18 protein-coding genes are annotated in these 18,523 nt (G+C 57.6%); 12 read left to right on the top strand and 6 right to left on the bottom strand.

The genetic code is table 11. The features are described from left to right. Window positions 1–86: 86 nt before the first annotated feature. Window positions 87–638: an NAD(P)H nitroreductase gene (locus PU683_RS15310; protein ID WP_042712397.1), complete on the top strand. Its 552-nt coding sequence runs from the start codon at window positions 87–89 to the stop codon at window positions 636–638. A 99-nt stretch (window positions 639–737) separates the two neighbouring features. On the opposite strand, the gene phoC is transcribed toward PU683_RS15310, so the two are convergent. After that, the gene (gene phoC, locus PU683_RS15305) at window positions 738–1,484 is read right to left on the bottom strand and encodes an acid phosphatase PhoC (protein WP_277172955.1); all 747 of its coding nucleotides are present in this window, start codon (window positions 1,482–1,484) and stop codon (window positions 738–740) included. A 263-nt stretch (window positions 1,485–1,747) separates the two neighbouring features. On the opposite strand from phoC, the gene selD reads away from it, so the two are divergent. Further along, the gene (gene selD, locus PU683_RS15300) at window positions 1,748–2,791 is read left to right on the top strand and encodes a selenide, water dikinase SelD (protein WP_277172953.1); all 1,044 of its coding nucleotides are present in this window, start codon (window positions 1,748–1,750) and stop codon (window positions 2,789–2,791) included. Window positions 2,792–2,795: 4 nt separating this feature from the next. Beyond that, entirely contained in the window at window positions 2,796–4,733 is a 1,938-nt protein-coding gene (locus tag PU683_RS15295; RefSeq protein WP_277172951.1) for a DNA topoisomerase III, read from the top strand. A 104-nt stretch (window positions 4,734–4,837) separates the two neighbouring features. On the opposite strand, the gene gdhA is transcribed toward PU683_RS15295, so the two are convergent. Then, complete coding sequence (gdhA, locus tag PU683_RS15290) at window positions 4,838–6,181, bottom strand: NADP-specific glutamate dehydrogenase (protein ID WP_277172949.1); 1,344 nt, start codon at window positions 6,179–6,181, stop codon at window positions 4,838–4,840. Window positions 6,182–6,417: 236 nt separating this feature from the next. Here gdhA and PU683_RS15285 point away from each other — a divergent pair, with 236 nt between their 5' ends. Beyond that, window positions 6,418–6,705: a DUF1496 domain-containing protein gene (locus tag PU683_RS15285; RefSeq protein ID WP_277172947.1), complete on the top strand. Its 288-nt coding sequence runs from the start codon at window positions 6,418–6,420 to the stop codon at window positions 6,703–6,705. Here the strand turns inward: PU683_RS15285 and PU683_RS15280 are convergent. Together PU683_RS15280 and xthA are read right to left on the bottom strand one after the other, a co-directional pair. Continuing rightward, window positions 6,671–7,090, bottom strand: a complete 420-nt coding sequence (locus tag PU683_RS15280; protein WP_277172945.1) for a pyrimidine (deoxy)nucleoside triphosphate diphosphatase — start codon at window positions 7,088–7,090, stop codon at window positions 6,671–6,673. The genes PU683_RS15285 and PU683_RS15280 overlap by 35 nt on opposite strands. Then, the gene (gene xthA, locus PU683_RS15275) at window positions 7,090–7,896 is read right to left on the bottom strand and encodes an exodeoxyribonuclease III (RefSeq protein WP_277172943.1); all 807 of its coding nucleotides are present in this window, start codon (window positions 7,894–7,896) and stop codon (window positions 7,090–7,092) included. The genes PU683_RS15280 and xthA overlap by 1 nt, the downstream gene beginning before the upstream one ends. A 433-nt stretch (window positions 7,897–8,329) precedes the next feature. Between xthA and PU683_RS15270 the strand changes: the two genes are divergently transcribed. From PU683_RS15270 to ves, 7 genes are all read left to right on the top strand, one after another. Beyond that, window positions 8,330–9,550, top strand: coding sequence for an aspartate aminotransferase family protein (locus PU683_RS15270; protein WP_277172941.1), 1,221 nt, complete (start codon window positions 8,330–8,332; stop codon window positions 9,548–9,550). After that, complete coding sequence (astA, locus tag PU683_RS15265) at window positions 9,547–10,596, top strand: arginine N-succinyltransferase (protein WP_277172939.1); 1,050 nt, start codon at window positions 9,547–9,549, stop codon at window positions 10,594–10,596. Before PU683_RS15270 ends, astA begins: the two co-directional genes overlap by 4 nt. Then, window positions 10,593–12,071: a succinylglutamate-semialdehyde dehydrogenase gene (gene astD / locus PU683_RS15260; RefSeq protein ID WP_277172937.1), complete on the top strand. Its 1,479-nt coding sequence runs from the start codon at window positions 10,593–10,595 to the stop codon at window positions 12,069–12,071. Before astA ends, astD begins: the two co-directional genes overlap by 4 nt. Then, the gene (astB, locus tag PU683_RS15255; protein WP_277172935.1) at window positions 12,068–13,393 is read left to right on the top strand and encodes an N-succinylarginine dihydrolase; all 1,326 of its coding nucleotides are present in this window, start codon (window positions 12,068–12,070) and stop codon (window positions 13,391–13,393) included. The genes astD and astB overlap by 4 nt, the downstream gene beginning before the upstream one ends. A gap of 11 nt (window positions 13,394–13,404) precedes the next feature. After that, complete coding sequence (astE, locus tag PU683_RS15250; RefSeq protein ID WP_277172933.1) at window positions 13,405–14,370, top strand: succinylglutamate desuccinylase; 966 nt, start codon at window positions 13,405–13,407, stop codon at window positions 14,368–14,370. A 311-nt stretch (window positions 14,371–14,681) separates the two neighbouring features. After that, window positions 14,682–15,164 carry an ATP-independent periplasmic protein-refolding chaperone Spy gene (gene spy / locus PU683_RS15245; RefSeq protein WP_277172932.1) on the top strand — a complete coding sequence of 161 codons (483 nt, stop codon included), beginning with the start codon at window positions 14,682–14,684 and terminating at the stop codon, window positions 15,162–15,164. Window positions 15,165–15,472: 308 nt separating this feature from the next. Beyond that, a complete protein-coding gene (gene ves / locus PU683_RS15240) occupies window positions 15,473–16,027 on the top strand; it encodes an environmental stress-induced protein Ves (protein WP_277174302.1) in 555 nt (184 codons plus the stop codon). Here ves and cho read toward each other — a convergent pair. Then, window positions 16,024–16,887 carry an excinuclease Cho gene (gene cho / locus PU683_RS15235; protein WP_277172930.1) on the bottom strand — a complete coding sequence of 288 codons (864 nt, stop codon included), beginning with the start codon at window positions 16,885–16,887 and terminating at the stop codon, window positions 16,024–16,026. The genes ves and cho overlap by 4 nt on opposite strands. A 163-nt stretch (window positions 16,888–17,050) precedes the next feature. After that, window positions 17,051–17,881, bottom strand: coding sequence for an NAD(+) synthase (nadE, locus tag PU683_RS15230; protein WP_277172928.1), 831 nt, complete (start codon window positions 17,879–17,881; stop codon window positions 17,051–17,053). Between the two features lie 252 nt (window positions 17,882–18,133). Between nadE and osmE the strand changes: the two genes are divergently transcribed. Next, window positions 18,134–18,502, top strand: a complete 369-nt coding sequence (osmE, locus tag PU683_RS15225) for an osmotically-inducible lipoprotein OsmE (protein ID WP_187802254.1) — start codon at window positions 18,134–18,136, stop codon at window positions 18,500–18,502. Window positions 18,503–18,523 lie beyond the last annotated feature (21 nt).

Genomic DNA, 18,523 nt, shown 5'->3' with positions numbered 1-18,523 from the left:
TGTCAGCAGGAATCGCCTCCGGCGCTGTAACAATTTCTACGCCCATGTTAATTTTATGAACAAATTTCACAACAAGAGGTTAACTAATGGACGCACTTGAACTTCTCGTCAACCGACGCAGTGCTTCTCGCCTGGCAGAACCGGCTCCGGCAGGCGAACAGCTGGATAACATTCTGCGCGCCGGCATGCGTGCGCCAGACCACGGCACACTCCAGCCGTGGCACTTTTTTGTGATTGAAGGGGAAGGGCGCGAGCGCTTCAGCCAGACGATGGAGCAGGCGGCGCGCGCCGCAGGCCAGGATGAGAAAGGCATTGAGAAAGCGCGTACTTCGCCGTTTCGTGCGCCGATGATCATCACCGTGGTGGCAAAATGTCAGCAGCACCACAAAGTGCCGCAGTGGGAGCAGCTGCTCTCTGCCGGGTGTGCGGTGATGGCGATGCAGATGGCGGCGCTGGCGCAGGGCTTTAACGGCATCTGGCGCACCGGCCCGCTGACCAACAGCCCCGAGGTTCGCCAGGCGTTTAACTGCGGTGAGCTGGATCAGGTTGTTGGCTTCCTCTACCTCGGTACGCCGCAACTGAAAGCCTCTACCACAGTGACTGTGCCGGATCATACGCCGTTTGTAACCCACTTCTGAGTGCTGCTTTCGCCGCATGGCGCTGAATGCTTATCCGGCCTGGGCAACCACTCTGGTTTTGCAGGCCGGATTAAACGCTGCCGTCATCCGGCAGCCAGGTTACTTATGACTCGCGGCAAACTCCTCTTTGGCTTTTTGCAGCTGCTGCTGGAAAGCCGGATTAGTGTGCAGCGTGGCGACAACCGCCGAGCCGACAACGCGTGCGGCATCAACGTCGCTCTGCCAGTGGTATCCACAAATTACGCGGCTTTGGCCCAAGTCGAAGCCGCGTTTCAGGATCTCATTCTGTCGCTGCGGGTTGATTTCAGCCAGCACCAGCGCCGTGGCCCAGCCAATCGAAGTATGGCCTGACGGGTAGGAGCCATTTTTCGACAGCTCATCCTGATCTTTGGTGTTGCAGGTCGGCACGTTGTAGAAGGCGAAAGGCCGGATACGCATATATTTCTGTTTTGCGCCGCGCGTCGCCAGATCGCCCGCGTCTTCAATCATATTGGTCAGCAGCTTGTGCAACTGCGGGGCATCTTTTTCTGTGATCGGCGAACCGAACGCGCCGGAGAAGGCGTTGGCCACGCCGCCGCTGCTCAGGTTAGCGTCCTCCGCGGCAAGCTTGCCGCGTTCGGTATTGCGCAACAAACGACCCTGCTCATACATCGCCTGATCGTTCAAAAAAGCGATGCTGCCCACTTCCGGCGGTGGTGGCAGCAGCGCCAGGCTATCTATCGCCTGATCGTTTTTCAGGTAGTAGAGATTGGGTTTGGTGGTGGCATCATTTCCCGCTGGTACAAGAGCAAAGGCATTGGCAGAAAGTAAACCCGCAAGACAAAGGGTGATAAGGCTTTTTTTCATTAGAGGTTCCTTAGATTTTTGACTGCAGCAGCCATGGGTGGCTGCTGTCATATTTCTGTCATAATCTGCGCGAAATAACATTGCGGTGAATCGCAAAACGCGTTCTGCACCGTTTCGAGCGGGTGTGGGCGCTCAAAATATAACCACGGATTATCACTCTTTCGCTCGCTTAGTGAGCAAGGGCGCGCGAAATCAGATTGTCGCACTTACCACCTTACGGTTTGGGCGCTACCATAGCGCCATTGCAATGACAGGAGATGTCCATGAGCGAGCAAACTATTCGTTTAACGCAATACAGCCACGGAGCCGGTTGCGGATGTAAAATTTCCCCCAAAGTGCTGGATACCATTCTGCACAGCGAGCAGGCCAGGTTCCTCGATCCCAACCTCCTGGTCGGCAATGAGACGCGTGACGACGCCGCGGTTTACGACCTTGGGAATGGCACCTGCGTTATCAGCACCACTGACTTTTTCATGCCTATCGTCGATAACCCCTTCGACTTTGGCCGCATCGCTGCGACAAACGCCATCAGCGACGTCTTCGCGATGGGTGGCAAACCGATCATGGCGATCGCCATCCTCGGCTGGCCGCTCGATAAGCTCCCCCCGGAGGTTGCCCGTGAAGTGATCGAAGGTGGTCGTTTTGCCTGCCAGCAGGCGGGCATTGCGCTGGCTGGGGGGCACTCGATTGATGCGCCAGAGCCTATTTTTGGCCTCGCCGTCACCGGTGTGGTGCCGACCGGGCGCGTGAAGAGGAACAGCACCGCGCAGGCGGGCTGCAAACTCTTCCTCACCAAACCTCTGGGCATTGGCGTACTCACCACCGCCGAGAAGAGATCCCTGCTCAAACCCGAGCATGTCGGGCTGGCGACGGAGGTGATGTGCCGGATGAACCTCGCCGGTGCGGCGTTTGCCGATATTGAAGGCGTGAAAGCGATGACCGACGTTACCGGCTTTGGTCTGCTGGGGCACCTGAGCGAGATATGCCAGGGCGCAGGCGTACAGGCGCAACTCACCTACGCTGATGTGCCGAAGCTGCCGGGCGTGGAAGAGTACATTGCTCAGGGCGCAGTACCGGGTGGCACGCAGCGTAACTTTGCCAGCTACGGCCACCTGATGGGCGAGATGCCTGACGCAGTGCGCAATCTGCTGTGCGATCCGCAAACCTCCGGCGGTCTGCTGCTGGCAGTGACGCCGGACGCCGAAGCGCAGGTAAAAGCCACGGCGGCGGAGTATGGCATTGAACTGAGCGCCATTGGCGAGCTGGTTACCGCCCGCGGCGGTCGCCCGATGATTGAGATCCGATAAGTCGATGCGGTTATTTATTGCCGAAAAGCCCAGTCTGGCGCGCGCTATAGCCGATGTGTTGCCCAAGCCACATCGCAAAGGCGACGGCTACATTGAGTGCGGTAATGGCCAGGTGGTGACCTGGTGTATCGGTCACCTGCTGGAGCAGGCGCAGCCGGATGCCTATGACAGCCGCTATGCGCGCTGGAACCTGGCGGACTTGCCTATTGTACCGGAGAAGTGGCAGCTGCAACCGCGCCCGTCAGTGCTCAAGCAGATCAATGTCATTAAGCGTCTGCTTGCCGATGCCGACGAAGTGGTGCATGCCGGTGACCCGGATCGCGAAGGGCAACTGCTGGTCGATGAGGTGATTGACTACCTGCAGCTGCCGGCGGAAAAGCGCCAGCACGTGCAGCGCTGCCTGATTAACGATCTCAACCCGCAGGCGGTGGAGAGAGCGATTGGACGGCTGCGCGCCAACAGCGAGTTTATTCCGCTCTGTGTGTCGGCGCTGGCCCGTGCTCGCGCTGACTGGCTGTACGGCATTAATATGACCCGCGCCTATACGCTCTTAGGCCGCAATGCCGGGTATCAGGGTGTGCTCTCCGTTGGGCGCGTCCAGACCCCGGTGCTGGGGCTGGTGGTGCGGCGTGATGAAGAGATTGAGAACTTCGTCGCGAAAGATTTCTTTGAAGTAAAAGCGCACATTGTGACGCCCGCCGGGGAGCGGTTCACCGCCCTCTGGCAGCCGAGCGATGCCTGCGAGCCTTATCAGGATGAAGAGGGGCGTCTGCTGCATCGCCCGCTGGCGGAGCACGTGGTTAACCGCATTAGCGGTCAACCGGCGATGGTCACCGCCTATAACGATAAACGGGAATCAGAACTGGCACCGCTGCCGTTCTCCCTCTCATCACTGCAGATTGAGGCAGCGAAGCGTTTTGGCCTGAGCGCGCAGAACGTGCTCGATATTTGCCAGAAGCTGTATGAAACCCACAAACTGATTACCTATCCACGCTCCGACAGCCGCTATCTGCCGGAGGAGCACTTCGCTGGTCGCCATGCGGTGATGAATGCGATTGGCGTGCACGCCGCCGATCTGCTGCCGCAGCCGGTGGTCAATCCTGATACACGCAACCGCTGCTGGGATGACAAGAAGGTGGATGCTCACCACGCCATCATTCCGACCGCGCGCAGCTCGAAGGTGAGCCTTAGCGATAACGAGGCCAAAGTCTACAACCTGATTGCGCGGCAATACCTGATGCAATTCTGCCCGGATGCTGTGTTCCGCAAATGTCAGATTGACCTGGATATCGCTAACGGCAAGTTTATCGCCAAAGCGCGTTTTCTTGCGGAAGCGGGCTGGCGTACGCTGCTCGGTGCGAAAGAGCGCGATGAAGATGATGACGGTACGCCGCTGCCGGTGGTGGCAAAAGGCGATGAGCTGTTGTGTGAAAAGGGCGAAGTGGTGGCGCGCCAGACGCAGCCGCCGCGTCACTTCACTGATGCGACGCTGCTCTCTGCGATGACGGGGATTGCGCGCTTTGTGCAGGATAAGGATCTGAAAAAGATCCTGCGTGCCACCGATGGATTAGGTACGGAAGCGACGCGCGCAGGCATTATCGAACTGCTGTTTAAGCGCGGCTTTCTGGTGAAGAAAGGGCGTTATATTCACTCATCGGAGGCTGGTCGGGCATTGATTCACTCGCTGCCGGAGATGGCGGCGCGACCGGATATGACCGCGCACTGGGAGTCGGTGCTGACGCAGATCAGCGAAAAAGAGTGCCGTTACCAGGATTTTATGCAGCCACTGGTCGGCACGTTGCATGAGTTGATCCACCAGGCGCGCAGCACGCCGGTACGGCAGTTCCGTGGGCTGGTCGCACCCGGCGGCGAGAAGAAAAAATCCTTCGCCAAAGGACGCAGTAAGAAACGCCCGCCCGCCGCGGAAGCGCCTGCCTCGTAATTCGGTTAGCAATGCCTGATGGCGCTGCGCTTATCAGGCCTACAAAGCGTGCAACTCGTAGGCCGGATAAGGGGCTTGCGCCGCCATCCGGCAGTGCGCTGGGGTTAAATCACCCCCTGGGCGATCATCGCATCGGCAACTTTGACAAAGCCCGCGATATTCGCGCCGCGCACATAATGCGTCTGCTTCTCGCCGCCGCCGTACTGCACGCAGGCCTGGTGAATATCCAGCATGATATGCTGTAAACGGGCATCCACCTCTTCGGCTTTCCAGCTTATGCGGCCTGCGTTCTGCGCCATCTCCAGACCGGAGGTAGCGACACCGCCGGCATTCGCCGCTTTGCCGGGGGCAAACAGCACGCCCGCGTCAAGGAGGAGATCCGTCGCGTCGATGGTGGTCGGCATATTGGCTCCTTCGGCCACCGCTTTGACACCGTTGGCGATAAGCGCCTGCGCGGCCTCAACGTCCAGCTCATTCTGCGTGGCGCAGGGCAGCGCAATATCGACCGGCACCGACCACGGCTGCTTCCCTTCCAGATAGGTCAGGCCAAACTCCCGCGCGTAATCAGCGATCCGGCCGTCGCGGCTCGCCTTGATCTCGCACAGGCGTGCCAGTTTCTCCGTCGTGAAGCCCGCTTCGTCAACCACGGTTCCCGCAGAGTCCGAGGCGGTAACGACGCGCGCGCCGAGGGACATCGCTTTTTCAATTGCAAACTGCGCAACGTTGCCGGAGCCGGAAACCGCCACGCGCATCCCTTCAAAGCCAAGGCCGTGGCGCTCCAGCATCGCCTGGGTGAAGTAGACCAGGCCGTAACCGGTCGCTTCCGGGCGGATCAGGCTGCCGCCAAAAGAGAGTCCCTTACCGGTAAAGACACAGGCGGTGTTGTTGGAGAGTTTCTTCATCATCCCGGCCATAAAGCCCACTTCGCGCCCGCCCACGCCGATATCACCCGCAGGCACATCGGTGTCTGCGCCGAGGTGGCGATAAAGCTCGGTGATCAGGGCCTGGCAGAAGCGCATCACTTCACCGTCGCTTTTGCCTTTAGGATTGAAATCGCTGCCGCCTTTACCGCCACCCATGGGGAGCGTAGTGAGGGCATTTTTGAAGGTCTGTTCGAAGCCGAGGAACTTGAGAATCGATAAGTTCACCGAGGGGTGAAAACGCATGCCGCCTTTATAGGGGCCGATAGCGGAGCTGAACTGCACGCGCCACGCGCGGTTGACCTGCACCTGGTTACGATCGTCCACCCAGGCGACACGGAACTGAATCACGCGCTCCGGCTCTACCAGACGCTCTAACAGTGAAAGCTGACGGTAGCGCGGGTTGGCTTCGAGAAAGGGCCAGAGGGTGCTCATCACTTCGCGAACGGCCTGGGAGAACTCCGGCTGGTGCGGATCGCGCTGATGAACAGTGTCGAGGAATGTTGCAAGAGAGGGGGTCTGATCCATAGATATAAGCGTCTCTTATTATGTTGATGAGTGTTGTTGTGTTTGCAATGCGCAAAAAACGGGCGCTTTTCGACTATAACATCGGCGCTACGCCACGCCGCAAGGGAAAATCACCCTCATCAGAGAAATTAAGAACCTGTTTACCGTCATAATAAAAAACGATGAGGCGGGAAACTAAAGTACCTGGAAATAGATCCGTTATAGTAATTAGTGCAGTCAATCAAAAAGGAGAGGCTATGAGCCGATTTACAGGCGTTGCCGCCGCGTTGTTGCTGGTCGCATCGGGCTGCGCGCTGGCGGATCGCTACCCGTCACCGGGTGTGGAAGTGAATGTGCCTGCCGAAGTGTTCAGCAGCGGCGGGCAGACGCAAACGACACAGCCCTGCATGCAGTGCTGTGTCTATGGCAATCAGAATTACAGCGAAGGGTCGGTGATAAAAATGGAAGGGGTTCTGCTGCAGTGTCAGCGCGATGAACGCACCATTTCCACTAATCCGCTGGTCTGGCGGCGCGTAAAACCGTAAACGCCTCCAGCAGGGGAATATCCGCCGGCGCCAGCGCAGAGTTGCGCGCCTCGGCGGGTGTCACCCACTTGAGCGCGCTGTGCCAGTGGCGCGTTGGCTCGCCTGCGAACGCCTGAACATGCCAGGCGTGGAGCGTGATCAGTCGCCCGGAAACTTCGCGCTGATGGCTGGCAACAAAGCGCGCCGGCAATGCCTCGATACCCAACTCTTCACGCAGTTCGCGCACCAGCGCCTGTGGCTGCGTTTCACCGGCTTCCACCTTACCACCCGCGAACTCCCATAGACCGGGTTGATCCGCGTGCGGCGGGCGCTGGGCGAGCAGAATATGGCCATCACGTTCAATGATGGCGGCGACCACATCGATGCTTTTTGGCGTCTGTGTCATCAGAGTTTAAACGTCGCCCAGACCGGCGCATGGTCAGAGGGTTTTTCCATGCCGCGGATATCGTAATCGATACCCGTCTCAATGCAGCGCTCTGCCAGCGGCTGGCTCGCCAGCAGCAGATCGATGCGCAGCCCACGGTTATCATCAAAACCTCTTGAGCGGTAATCAAACCACGAGAAGCGATCTGTGGTATCCGGGTTGGCTTCGCGGTAGGTATCCACCAGCCCCCAATTTTTCAGGCGCGCCATCCACTCACGCTCTTCCGGCAGGAATGAACACTTGCCGGTACGCAGCCAACGCTTACGATTCTCTTCCCCGATTCCGATATCAAGATCCGTCGGGCTGATATTCATATCACCCATGATCAGCACCGGGTTCTCGCGCTTCAGTTCGGTATCCAGAAAGTGTTGCAGATCCTGATAGAACTTCTCTTTTGCCGGGAACTTGGTCGGGTGGTCGCGACTCTCGCCCTGCGGGAAGTAGCCATTGATCACGGTGATGTTACCAACCGGAGAGGGGATCTCTGCCATGATGATGCGACGCTGTGCCTCTTCGCCATCTTCCGGGAAGCCGCGACGCACCAGAACAGGCGTCTCTTTGGTCAGCAACGCCACGCCGTAGTGGCCTTTTTGCCCGTGGTAGAAGACGTTGTAACCGAGACGTGCCACCTCTTCGAGAGGGAACATATCGTCATGGACTTTCGTCTCCTGCAAACCAATCACATCGGGCTGGTGTTGTTCGACGATAGCCTGAAGCTGGTGGGGTCTGGCACGCAGGCCGTTGATATTGAACGAGACAAATTTCATAGTCGCAGCCACTTAATGGAGTGAAAGATGCAGGAATGTTATCAGAGTTTACTTTCAATCACTGCCACTAATTCCCACGCCCGTTGCGTCTGCGCAAAAATCACGCCAGATGCCTCTTTTCAGGGCGCGTTGCGCCAAAATGGGGCGCTTTGGCAGAATTAATTTCGCGGACGATCACAGTTCCAGAATTAAATTTTATAAATGCATAAACTATCGCTAAATCCCGCCCAGCTTCGCCGCAACATCTAAAATTATTCACTTTTTATGCATGATAAGTGAATAGCGATCGGTTGTAAGTTATTGAAATAACGTTGATGCCCGCCGTTTATGCATTTTTCCCTCTGGCTGGCACGAAGCGTGCAATCTACATTAAGGGCGAAAACGTCATTTTTATTAACATTTATTCAACCATTTATTTACCGGTGAGGTCGCTATGTCTCTGTCTGTTACACGTGAAAATTTCGATCAATGGATGCTGCCGGTCTATGCGCCTGCACCGTTTATTCCGGTTCGCGGCGAGGGCTCACGTCTGTGGGATCAGCATGGCACCGAGTATATCGACTTCGCTGGCGGCATTGCGGTAAACGCACTGGGACACGCTAATCCGGTGCTGTGCAACGCGTTGAGCGAGCAGGCGGCGAAATTCTGGCATACCGGCAATGGCTACACCAACGAGCCGGCGCTGCGGCTGGCAAAACGGCTGATTGATGCCACTTTCGCCGATCGCGTCTTCTTTTGTAACTCCGGGGCGGAAGCCAACGAAGCTGCGCTGAAACTGGCGCGGAAGTATGCTCACGACACGTTTGGCGCGCAGAAGAGCGGCATTGTTGCCTTCAAAAATGCCTTCCATGGCCGCACGCTCTTTACCGTCAGCGCCGGTGGTCAACCCGCCTATTCACAGGATTTCGCGCCGCTGCCGCCGCAGATCCAGCATGCCACCTTTAACGATCTCGCCTCTGCCAGCGCTCTGATCAACGACGACACCTGTGCGGTGATTGTCGAGCCGATGCAGGGTGAGGGCGGCGTAGTACCGGCCGATGCGGCCTTTTTACAGGGGCTGCGCGAAATCTGCTCGCGTCACAATGCGCTGCTGATTTTTGATGAGGTACAGACCGGCGTCGGCCGCACCGGCGAACTCTATGCCTATATGCACTATGGCGTCACGCCGGATGTGTTAACCACCGCGAAAGCGCTGGGCGGTGGCTTCCCGATTGGCGCGATGCTCACCACCGAGACCTTTGGCAAGGTGATGAATGTGGGCACCCACGGCACCACCTATGGCGGTAACCCGCTGGCGGGCGCGGTAGCAGGCGCGCTGCTTGATAGCGTCAACACCCCGCAGATGCTGAACGGCGTGAAACAGCGTCATGAGTGGTTTACCGAGCAACTGACTGCCATCAACGCCCGCCACTCATTGTTCAGCGATATTCGCGGCCTTGGGCTGTTAATCGGTTGCCAGCTGGTGCCTGCCTTTAACGGTAAAGCGAAGCAGATTTCGCAGCTGGCGGCGGCGGAAGGGGTGATGGTGCTGATTGCCGGTGGCAACGTGCTGCGCTTTGCCCCGGCGCTGAACATCAGCGAAGAGGAGGTGCGCATCGGCCTTGAACGCTTTGCCCGCGCCTGTGAAAAATTCCTCCAGGAGAGCACAACATGATGGTGATTCGTCCGGTCGCGGCAAGCGATCTCGCAGCCCTGATGAAACTCGCCGGCAAAACCGGCGGTGGTTTAACCTCGTTGCCCGCTGATGAGGCAACGTTGGCTGCGCGTATTGAGCGCGCCCGCCAGACCTGGCAAGGCACTCTGCCGAAGGGTGAGCAGGGCTATGTGTTTGTGCTGGAAGATACGCAGAGCGGTGAAGTGGGTGGCATCTGCGCCATTGAGGTCGCCGTCGGGCTTAACGACCCGTGGTACAACTACCGCGTCGGCACCCAGGTGCATGCCTCTAAAGAGCTCAATGTCTACAACGCCCTGCCGACGCTGTTTCTCAGTAACGATCACACCGGCAGTAGCGAACTCTGCACGCTGTTTCTCGATCCCGCCTGGCGCAAAGCGGGCAATGGCTACCTGCTGTCGAAATCGCGTTTTATGTTTATGGCGGCGTTTCGGGATCGCTTCAATGAAAAAGTGGTCGCCGAGATGCGCGGGGTGATTGATGAGCATGGCTACTCTCCCTTCTGGGAGAGCCTCGGTAAGCGCTTCTTCTCAATGGCGTTCAGCCGCGCCGATTATCTCTGCGGCACCGGGCAGAAAGCCTTTATCGCCGAGCTGATGCCGAAACATCCAATCTATACCCACTTCCTCTCGGAGGAGGCGCAGTCGGTGATTGGTCACGTCCATCCGCAGACCGCGCCTGCGCGCGCAGTGCTGGAGAAAGAGGGGTTCCGCTACCGCAACTATGTCGACATCTTTGATGGCGGGCCGACGCTGGAGTGCGATATCGACCGCGTGCGGGCGATCCGCAAGAGCCGCCTGGTCGCGATTGGCGAAGGGCAGCGCGCGCCGGGCGAGTGGCCGGCCTGCATGGTGTCGAATGAACGCTATGACGATTTTCGCGCGATGCTGATCAACGTCGACCCGCAGACCGAACGGCTGCTGTTGTCGGCGGGCGAGCTGGATGCGCTCAAGTGTCAGCCCGGCGATAGCGTCCGGCTGGTGCGCCTGTGTGCGGAAGAGAAAAGTGGTGAGGAGAGAGCGCAATGAGTTTATGGATCAACGGTGAGTGGATAAAGGGGCAGGGTGCACGGCGGGAGAAAACCAACCCGGTGAACCATGAGGTGCTATGGCAGGGCAATGATGCGGACAGCGCACAGGTTGAGGCGGCTTACCAGGCCGCACGCGCGGCGTTCCCCACCTGGGCGCGCCACCCTTTCAGCGCCCGCCAGGCGATCGTGGAAAAATTTGCCGCGCTGCTGGAGAGCAATAAAGAGGCGTTAACGACCATCATCGCCCGCGAAACCGGCAAACCACGCTGGGAGGCTGCTACCGAAATTACCGCGATGATCAACAAAGCGGCAATCTCGGTGAAGGCGTATCACGTGCGCACCGGCGAGCAGCAGACTGCGATGGCGGACGGGGCAGCCACCCTACGTCATCGCCCGCACGGCGTGCTGGCGGTGTTTGGTCCCTACAACTTCCCCGGCCACCTGCCAAACGGGCATATCATCCCGGCACTGCTGGCGGGCAATACGCTGCTGTTTAAACCGAGCGAACTGACGCCGTGGATCGGTGAGGCAGTGGTGAAACTCTGGCAGCAGGCTGGCTTACCGGCTGGCGTGCTCAACCTGCTCCAGGGCGGGCGGGAAACCGGGCAGGCGCTGAGTGCGCTGCCAGGGCTGGACGGGCTACTGTTTACCGGCAGTGCCAATACCGGCTATCAGCTGCATCGCCAGCTCGCGGGTCAGCCAGAGAAGATCCTCGCGCTGGAGATGGGCGGCAATAACCCGCTGATTGTTGAAGATCCTGACGATATTGATGCGTCAGTTCATCTGGCGATCCAGTCTGCCTTTGTTACCGCTGGCCAGCGCTGCACCTGCGCGCGGCGGCTACTGGTGAAACGCTCAGCTTCGGGCGATGCCTTTCTGAAGCGGCTGGTGGAGGTTGCCAGCAAGCTGACACCGGCTGCCTGGGATGCCGAGCCGCAGCCCTTTTTCGGCGGGTTAATCTCGCCGCAGGCGGCAGAGCAGGTCTATCACGCCTGGCAAGAACATGAAGCGCGCGGCGGCAAAACGTTACTGGCTCCGCGTCTGCTGGCAGCGGGAACCTCTCTGCTGACGCCGGGCATTATTGAGATGACCGCAGTCGGCAATGTGCCCGACGAAGAGGTGTTTGGTCCGCTGCTCTGCGTCTGGCGCTACGATGAGTTTGACGATGCGATCACGCTTGCGAATAACACGCGCTATGGTCTGGCCTGCGGCCTGATTTCGCCGCAGCGGGAGAAGTTTGATCGCCTGCTGCTGGAGGCGCGCGCCGGGATCGTTAACTGGAATAAGCCGTTGACCGGCGCTGCGAGTACCGCGCCGTTCGGCGGCGTTGGGGCGTCCGGCAACCATCGCGCCAGCGCCTGGTATGCGGCCGATTACTGCGCCTGGCCGATGGCGAGCCTTGAAACAGCGGATCTCACCCTGCCGCAGAGTCTCAGCCCGGGTCTTGGCCATTTGCGTGAGGAGCAGCCATGAGCGCGCGTGAAGTGAACTTTGATGGCCTGGTCGGGCTGACGCACCACTATGCGGGCTTATCCTTCGGTAATGAAGCCTCGACCAAACACCGCTTTCAGCGCTCCAATCCGAAGCTGGCGGCGAAGCAGGGGCTTTTGAAGATGAAAGCGCTGGCGGATGCCGGTTTTCAGCAGGCGGTCATTCCGCCTCATGAGCGCCCGAACATTGCTGCACTACGTCAGTTAGGCTTTCGTGGCAGCGATGAGCAGGTGGTTGAAAAAGCCGCCACTCAGGCTCCGGAACTGCTCTCTGCCGCCAGCTCCGCCTCGGCGATGTGGGTAGCGAATGCCGCCACCGTCTGTCCATCAGCGGATGCCGGAGATGGCAAAGTCCACCTGACGGTGGCGAACCTGAATAACAAGTTCCATCGCTCAATCGAAGCGCCGACCACCGAAGCGCTGCTGCGGGCAATTTTCCGCGATCCGCACACCTTTAGCGTGCACGGCGCGCTGCCGCAGGTGGCGCGTTTTGGCGATGAGGGTGCCGCCAACCATAACCGCTTCGGCGGCAGCTATGGCGATGCGGGCGTGCAGCTCTTCGTTTATGGCCGCGAAGAGGGCAACGAACTGGCACCCGGGCGTTACCCGGCGCGCCAGACTCTGGAGGCGAGCCAGGCGGTTGCCCGCCTCAACCAGGTGCGCGCGCATCAGGTGGTCTATGCTCAGCAAAACCCGGCGGTTATCGATCAGGGCGTGTTTCATAATGATGTGATTGCGGTCTCCAACCGCCAGCTGCTCTTCTGTCACGAGCAGGCGTTTGCCGGACAGCCTCAGTTGCTGGCTACCCTTGCAGCAAAAGTGCCGGGCTTTATGGCGATCGAAGTGCCGCAACAGGCGGTATCGGTCACAGACGCGGTGGCAACTTATCTGTTTAATAGTCAATTACTGAGCCATGATGATGGCCGCATGACGCTGGTCTTGCCGCAGGAGTCGCAGGAGCATGCGGGCGTCTGGCGTTACCTCAACGACCTGCTGGCGCAGGATAACCCGATCAGCGCCCTGCAGGTCTTCGATCTGCGCGAAAGTATGGCGAACGGTGGCGGGCCAGCCTGCCTGCGTTTGCGGGTGGTGCTGAGCGAGGCGGAGCAGCAGGCGGTTAACCCGGCGGTGATGATGAACGATACGCTCTTTGCCGCGCTCAATGCGTGGGTGGATAAATACTATCGCGACCGTCTTACGCAGGCCGATTTAGCCGATCCGCAACTCCTGCGTGAAGGGCGTGAAGCGCTGGATCGCCTCACTCAACTGTTGGATCTCGGGTCAGTTTATCCTTTTCAGCGTTAAGCGGAGGCGGTATGGAGAACTTTCTGGCAGCAACCATTGCGGGCGATATTCCACGCAAGATGTCCGGTGAGGCGGGCGGGATTCACTGGTTGTGGCATGAGCAGGGGATCCTTGAACTGGTGCCGCCCCAGCCGACAGGACGTTCGCTGGTGGTCTCCTGCGCCATTCACGGCAATGAGACGGCACCGGTAGAGCTTATCGATCAGCTGCTGCACAACCTCTTCTCCGGTGAGCAGCCGCTGAGCTGGCGACTCCTGATTATTCTGGGCAATCCGCAGGCGCTGGCGCAGGGCAAGCGCTATATCAAAAGCGATCTTAACCGCATGTTTGGCGGGCGCTGGCAGCAGCTGCCGCCGAGTGATGAAACCATCCGCGCGGCGCAGCTTGAGCGGGCGGTGACGCACTTCTTCGCTGAGGGCGATGAGACGCGCTGGCATCTCGATCTGCATACTGCCATTCGCGGCTCGCACCACGTGCGCTTTGGTGTGCTGCCGCAGCGCGCTATGCCGTGGGATGAATCTTTCCTGACGTGGCTTGGCGCCGCCGGGCTTGAAGCGCTGGTGTTTCACCAGGCGCCCGGCGGGACCTTTACCCACTTCAGTTGTGAAAGCTTCGACGCGCTTGCCTGCACGCTGGAGCTGGGCAAAGCGTTGCCGTTTGGTGCTAACGATCTGAGCCAGTTTCAGCGCACCGCCTGGGCGCTGGCGGCACTGCTCGCCGGTGAAGCCGCGCCCGATAGTGAGCATCCTCCGCTGCGTTACCGGGTGGTGCAGCAACTCACCCGGCGCAGCGAGGCGTTTACCCTCTACATGGACAATGAGACGCTCAACTTTACCCCGTTCAGCGAGGGGACGCTGCTGGCGGAGGATCGCGGCGAGCGCTATGTGGTGACGCACCCGCAGGAGTATGTGCTATTTCCCAATCCCAATGTTGAGATTGGATTACGCGCCGGATTAATGCTGGAAAAAATAGCCTGACGTTAAGCCCTGCACCTGCAGGGCTTATTTTTAATCTTTAAATCTATTACGGAATTATCTTGTTGAGTGCTGAAAAAAATAGCATACTCAGTTTTTGCTTATCTCCATAAAAAACTTATATTTCAGTTGCTTGTTTATTTTTATTTCCACTCTTCACCGTTTATCCTTATTTCCTTCATATTTGATTAAATTCTCACTTTTACACTTTCACTGTTTTACTATCGCTCTGATTAATTGACGCTTGAAGCGCTAAAGTGATTAGCGTCAACACGGCAACCGCCGTATATAAAACTGAAGTAAGGAAGATGATTATGCGTAAATTGACTGCCCTGTTTGTTGCCTCTACCCTGGCGTTTGGTGCTGCAAGCGTTGCGCACGCTGCTGATGCTCCGGCTGCACCGGCCGATGCCAAACCGATGATGCATCATCACAAAGGAAAAGGGCCGCATGAGATGATGTTCCATGGCCTGAACCTGACCGATGCGCAGAAAGCACAGATCCGCGACATCATGAAGAGCCAGCGTGAAGAGATGAAGCGTCCGCCTGTCGAAGAACTGCGTGCGATGCACAACATTGTCGCCAGCGACAGCTTCGACAAGGCTAAAGCCGAAGCGCAAATCAATAAGATGGATGAGCAGCGCAAAGCCGACATGCTGAAACATATGGAAACGCAGAACAAGATTTACAACATTTTGACGCCGGAACAGAAAAAACAGTTCAATGCTAATTTTGAGAAGCGTCTGACAGAACGTCCTGCCGCAGGCGATAAAATGCCCCCTGCACCGGCTGAATAATGTAGCCAACCCCTCTTAAGACCGCCGGTTTTGCCCATCGCCAGTAGCACATGATGGGCAGAACCGGCGGTTTTTTCTCGCCTGCCTCTTGCCAGCCGCTACCGGCGCGGTATCCTCGTTGTTCCTGTGTGCCCGAAGTTGCTACTTATCTGAAGTTTATACTTTTTTACATCTCTGGTTACCTCGTAGCCTAAGGCATCGCTGCCTGGCTGCCGATAACCTGTTTATAGCAATGTGAACAAGAACAAGAATGCACGCTGTTTCAGAAGCAGCGGCGCAGCGTATTGCTGTGCTATTCAGGAGTGATGATGGAATTCTTTGATATTCGCAAAATGCCGGTCAATCTCTGGCGAAATGGCGCAGGCGAAACGCGAGAGATTTGCTGCTTTCCGCCCGCTACCCGCGAATTTAACTGGCGCGCCAGCATTGCCTCGCTGGCCGGAAACGGCGAGTTTACGCCATTCCCCGGCGTCGATCGCGTGATCACGCTGATAGAGGGCGGGGAGGTGACACTCAACGGCGGCAGCGTGCGCCATACGTTGAAGCGTCACCAGCCTTTCACCTTCTCAGGGGATCAGCCGGTTAAGGCCGAGCTTTGTGAAGGCCGTATGTCGATGGATTTTAATATCATGACCCGCCGCGATCGTTGCCAGGCGAAAGTGCGCATTGCCGATCGCACCTTCACCACCTTCGGCTCGCGCGGCGGTGTGGTGTTTGTGCTGAGCGGCGCGTGGCAACTGGGCGACAAACTGCTCACCGCCGATCAGGGGGCATGCTGGCAGGAGGGGAGACAGACCCTGCGGCTGCTTCGCGCCGAAGGGCAGTTACTCTTTAGCGAAATCACGTGGCTGGCCGGGCATTAAGCCAGCTCTACGATCTCGTGTTCGCCCGACAGCAGGGGTTTACAAAGAATTTTATAGCCATCGTGATCGAAGCCGGCGGGGGTGCGCAACAGGGCTGCCGCCTCGCCTGGCGTATTGACCGAACCCAGCCAGAGCCAGTTATGGATGATGTGGTACTGCGTCATCTCGCCAAAGCTCTCTTTTAAGCCGATCGGCCCCTGCCACGGCCAGCACACCAGTTGCATGCGCGCCATCGCGGTGAGAAAACGGCTGTTGTGCTCTTCAACGCTCTCTTTCCCGCAACAGGCACCGGCGCAGCGTTTTAACGCCGAGCGAAAACAGGGGCGACCGCGGCTCAGTGGCTCAAGACCGAGCAAGCCGTAACAGAGCTTCTCTTCATCGGCGATAGATTGCAGCGCCTGCAGCGCCGCACGCCGGTTGGCAAACAGGCCAAAAAGATGCGGCGATGAGGAGAAGTCCACTTCGCGGGCGTAAACCACCTGCGGTTTACCCCCCTCCACGCGCAGCGAGCAGAGCTGGCGATTACGACGCAGGCGTTTATTAAACAGCGGTTGCTGCTCTTTGATAAGCCTGGCTTCCAGTAGCAACGCGCCGATCTCACCAGCGGTGCAGATCCAGCTAACGCGCCGGGACTGGCGCAGCATGGAAGCTTCATCCGGGGTACGGAAATGGGACATCACCCGGCTGCGGATATTGACGCTTTTGCCGATATAGAGCGGCATTGCCTCGCTGTCACCGTGAAAAATATAGACGCCAGGGTGCCTGGGCATGGCCTCAAGCCACTGACGCAGATGCTCTGGGTATTCATAGATTGCCGCCGCCTCAAATGAAAGACGCGGGGCGGATTGACGCCTTGCCACACGGAACTCCTGATACTGGTTACTTGTACAGTGTAGCAGGGTGTTTAAGGTTAAAAAAGAAACATTTGGAAAGATCAGATAAGTGTGGTTGGAAGAGAGAGGCTGACACCGCTTCGCTTAGCAGGCCTACAACTTATCTGTAGGCCTGGAAGGGCGTCACAATTTACTGTTTTTTCCAGAAATCGTCGAAAACGGTGATCGGTGGACGGCGCTTGTGCTCGGTCTTCACATACCAGCCCTCGATAATGCGGGCGGTTGCTTCATCCAGCGTTTTACCTTCCAGATAATCGTCGATATTTTCGTAGGTTACGCCGAGTGCGGCTTCATCAGGCAGGGAAGGGCGATCGTCTTCCAGATCGGCGGTCGGCGCTTTCTTATAGAGATGTTCCGGGCAGCCAAGGTGGGCCAGCAGCTGCTTGCCCTGACGCTTATTGAGGCGAAAGAGCGGGTTAATGTCGGTGCCGCCATCGCCATACTTAGTGTAGAAACCGGTGACCGCTTCGGCAGCATGGTCGGTTCCGACGACAATCCCTTTGCACATCCCGGCGATGCTGTACTGCGCTTTCATACGCTCGCGCGCTTTCTCATTCCCACGCACAAAGTCGCTTAGCTCAATGCCGGTATCGCGCAGCGCCTGCTCGCTTGCCAGCACCGACGCTTTGATATTCACGGTCAGGACGCGGTCAGGCTTGATAAACGCAATCGCATCCTGGCAATCCTGCTCATCTGCCTGCGCGCCGTAAGGCAGGCGCACAGCGATAAACTGTAACTCGCTGTCGCCGTTCTCTTCACGCAGTTCCGAGATAGCTAACTGGGAGATTTTCCCCGCCAGCGTCGAGTCCTGACCACCGCTGATGCCGAGCACCAGTGATTTGATAAAGGGATAGGTTTTCAGATACGTTTTCAGAAAGTCCACGCTGCGGCGAACTTCTTCTTCGGCATTGATGGTTGGCTTGACGCCCAGTGCCTGAATAATCTCTTGTTGCAGAGCCATTAACCCCTCCGTTGTTGAATCCTGCTGTACAGGTTGCAAATTGTTATCCATTAAAGCTAACCCCTTCGTGAGAAAACGACAAGGTTCACAGTTTTACGTGCCGTAATTTACGTCGATTCAGGTCGTTTACGCACTTTTATTAGATTTTTCTGAAAGATATATCATTTTCTGTCCCGAGTTGAAAAATCCAATATTATATTCCAGGCTTAGTTAACACGCTGATACAGAAGCGGATACTAAAGAGGATGGAATATGAATAAGAACATCGCAGGAATTCTGGGCGCCGCAGCAGTACTGACTATGCTGGCTGGTTGTACCGCTTACGATCGCGCGAAAGATCAGGTTAGTCAGCCAGTCGTTAAAGATGTGAAAAAAGGGATGAGCCGCCAGCAGGTGATGCAGATTGCAGGCCGTCCTTCTTCAGAAGTGAGCATGGTTCATGCCCGTGGTACTTGCCAGACCTATATCCTGGGTCAGCGTAATGGCAAAACTGAAACCTACTTCGTTGCCCTGGATGACACCGGTCACGTGCTGAACTCGGGTTATCAGACCTGTGCCGAATACGACACCGACCCGCAAGCACCGCAGCAGCAGTCTCAGCAGAAAAAACCTCTGCAGTAATTTTCCTGAATTTGCCTGAGC

This window comes from Candidatus Kosakonia sp. 282A-S69 (genome assembly GCF_029433855.1).
In the GTDB taxonomy this organism is placed as follows: Bacteria; Pseudomonadota; Gammaproteobacteria; order Enterobacterales; family Enterobacteriaceae; genus Kosakonia; species Kosakonia cowanii_A.
This window is presented reverse-complemented; position numbering and strand designations above follow the sequence as displayed.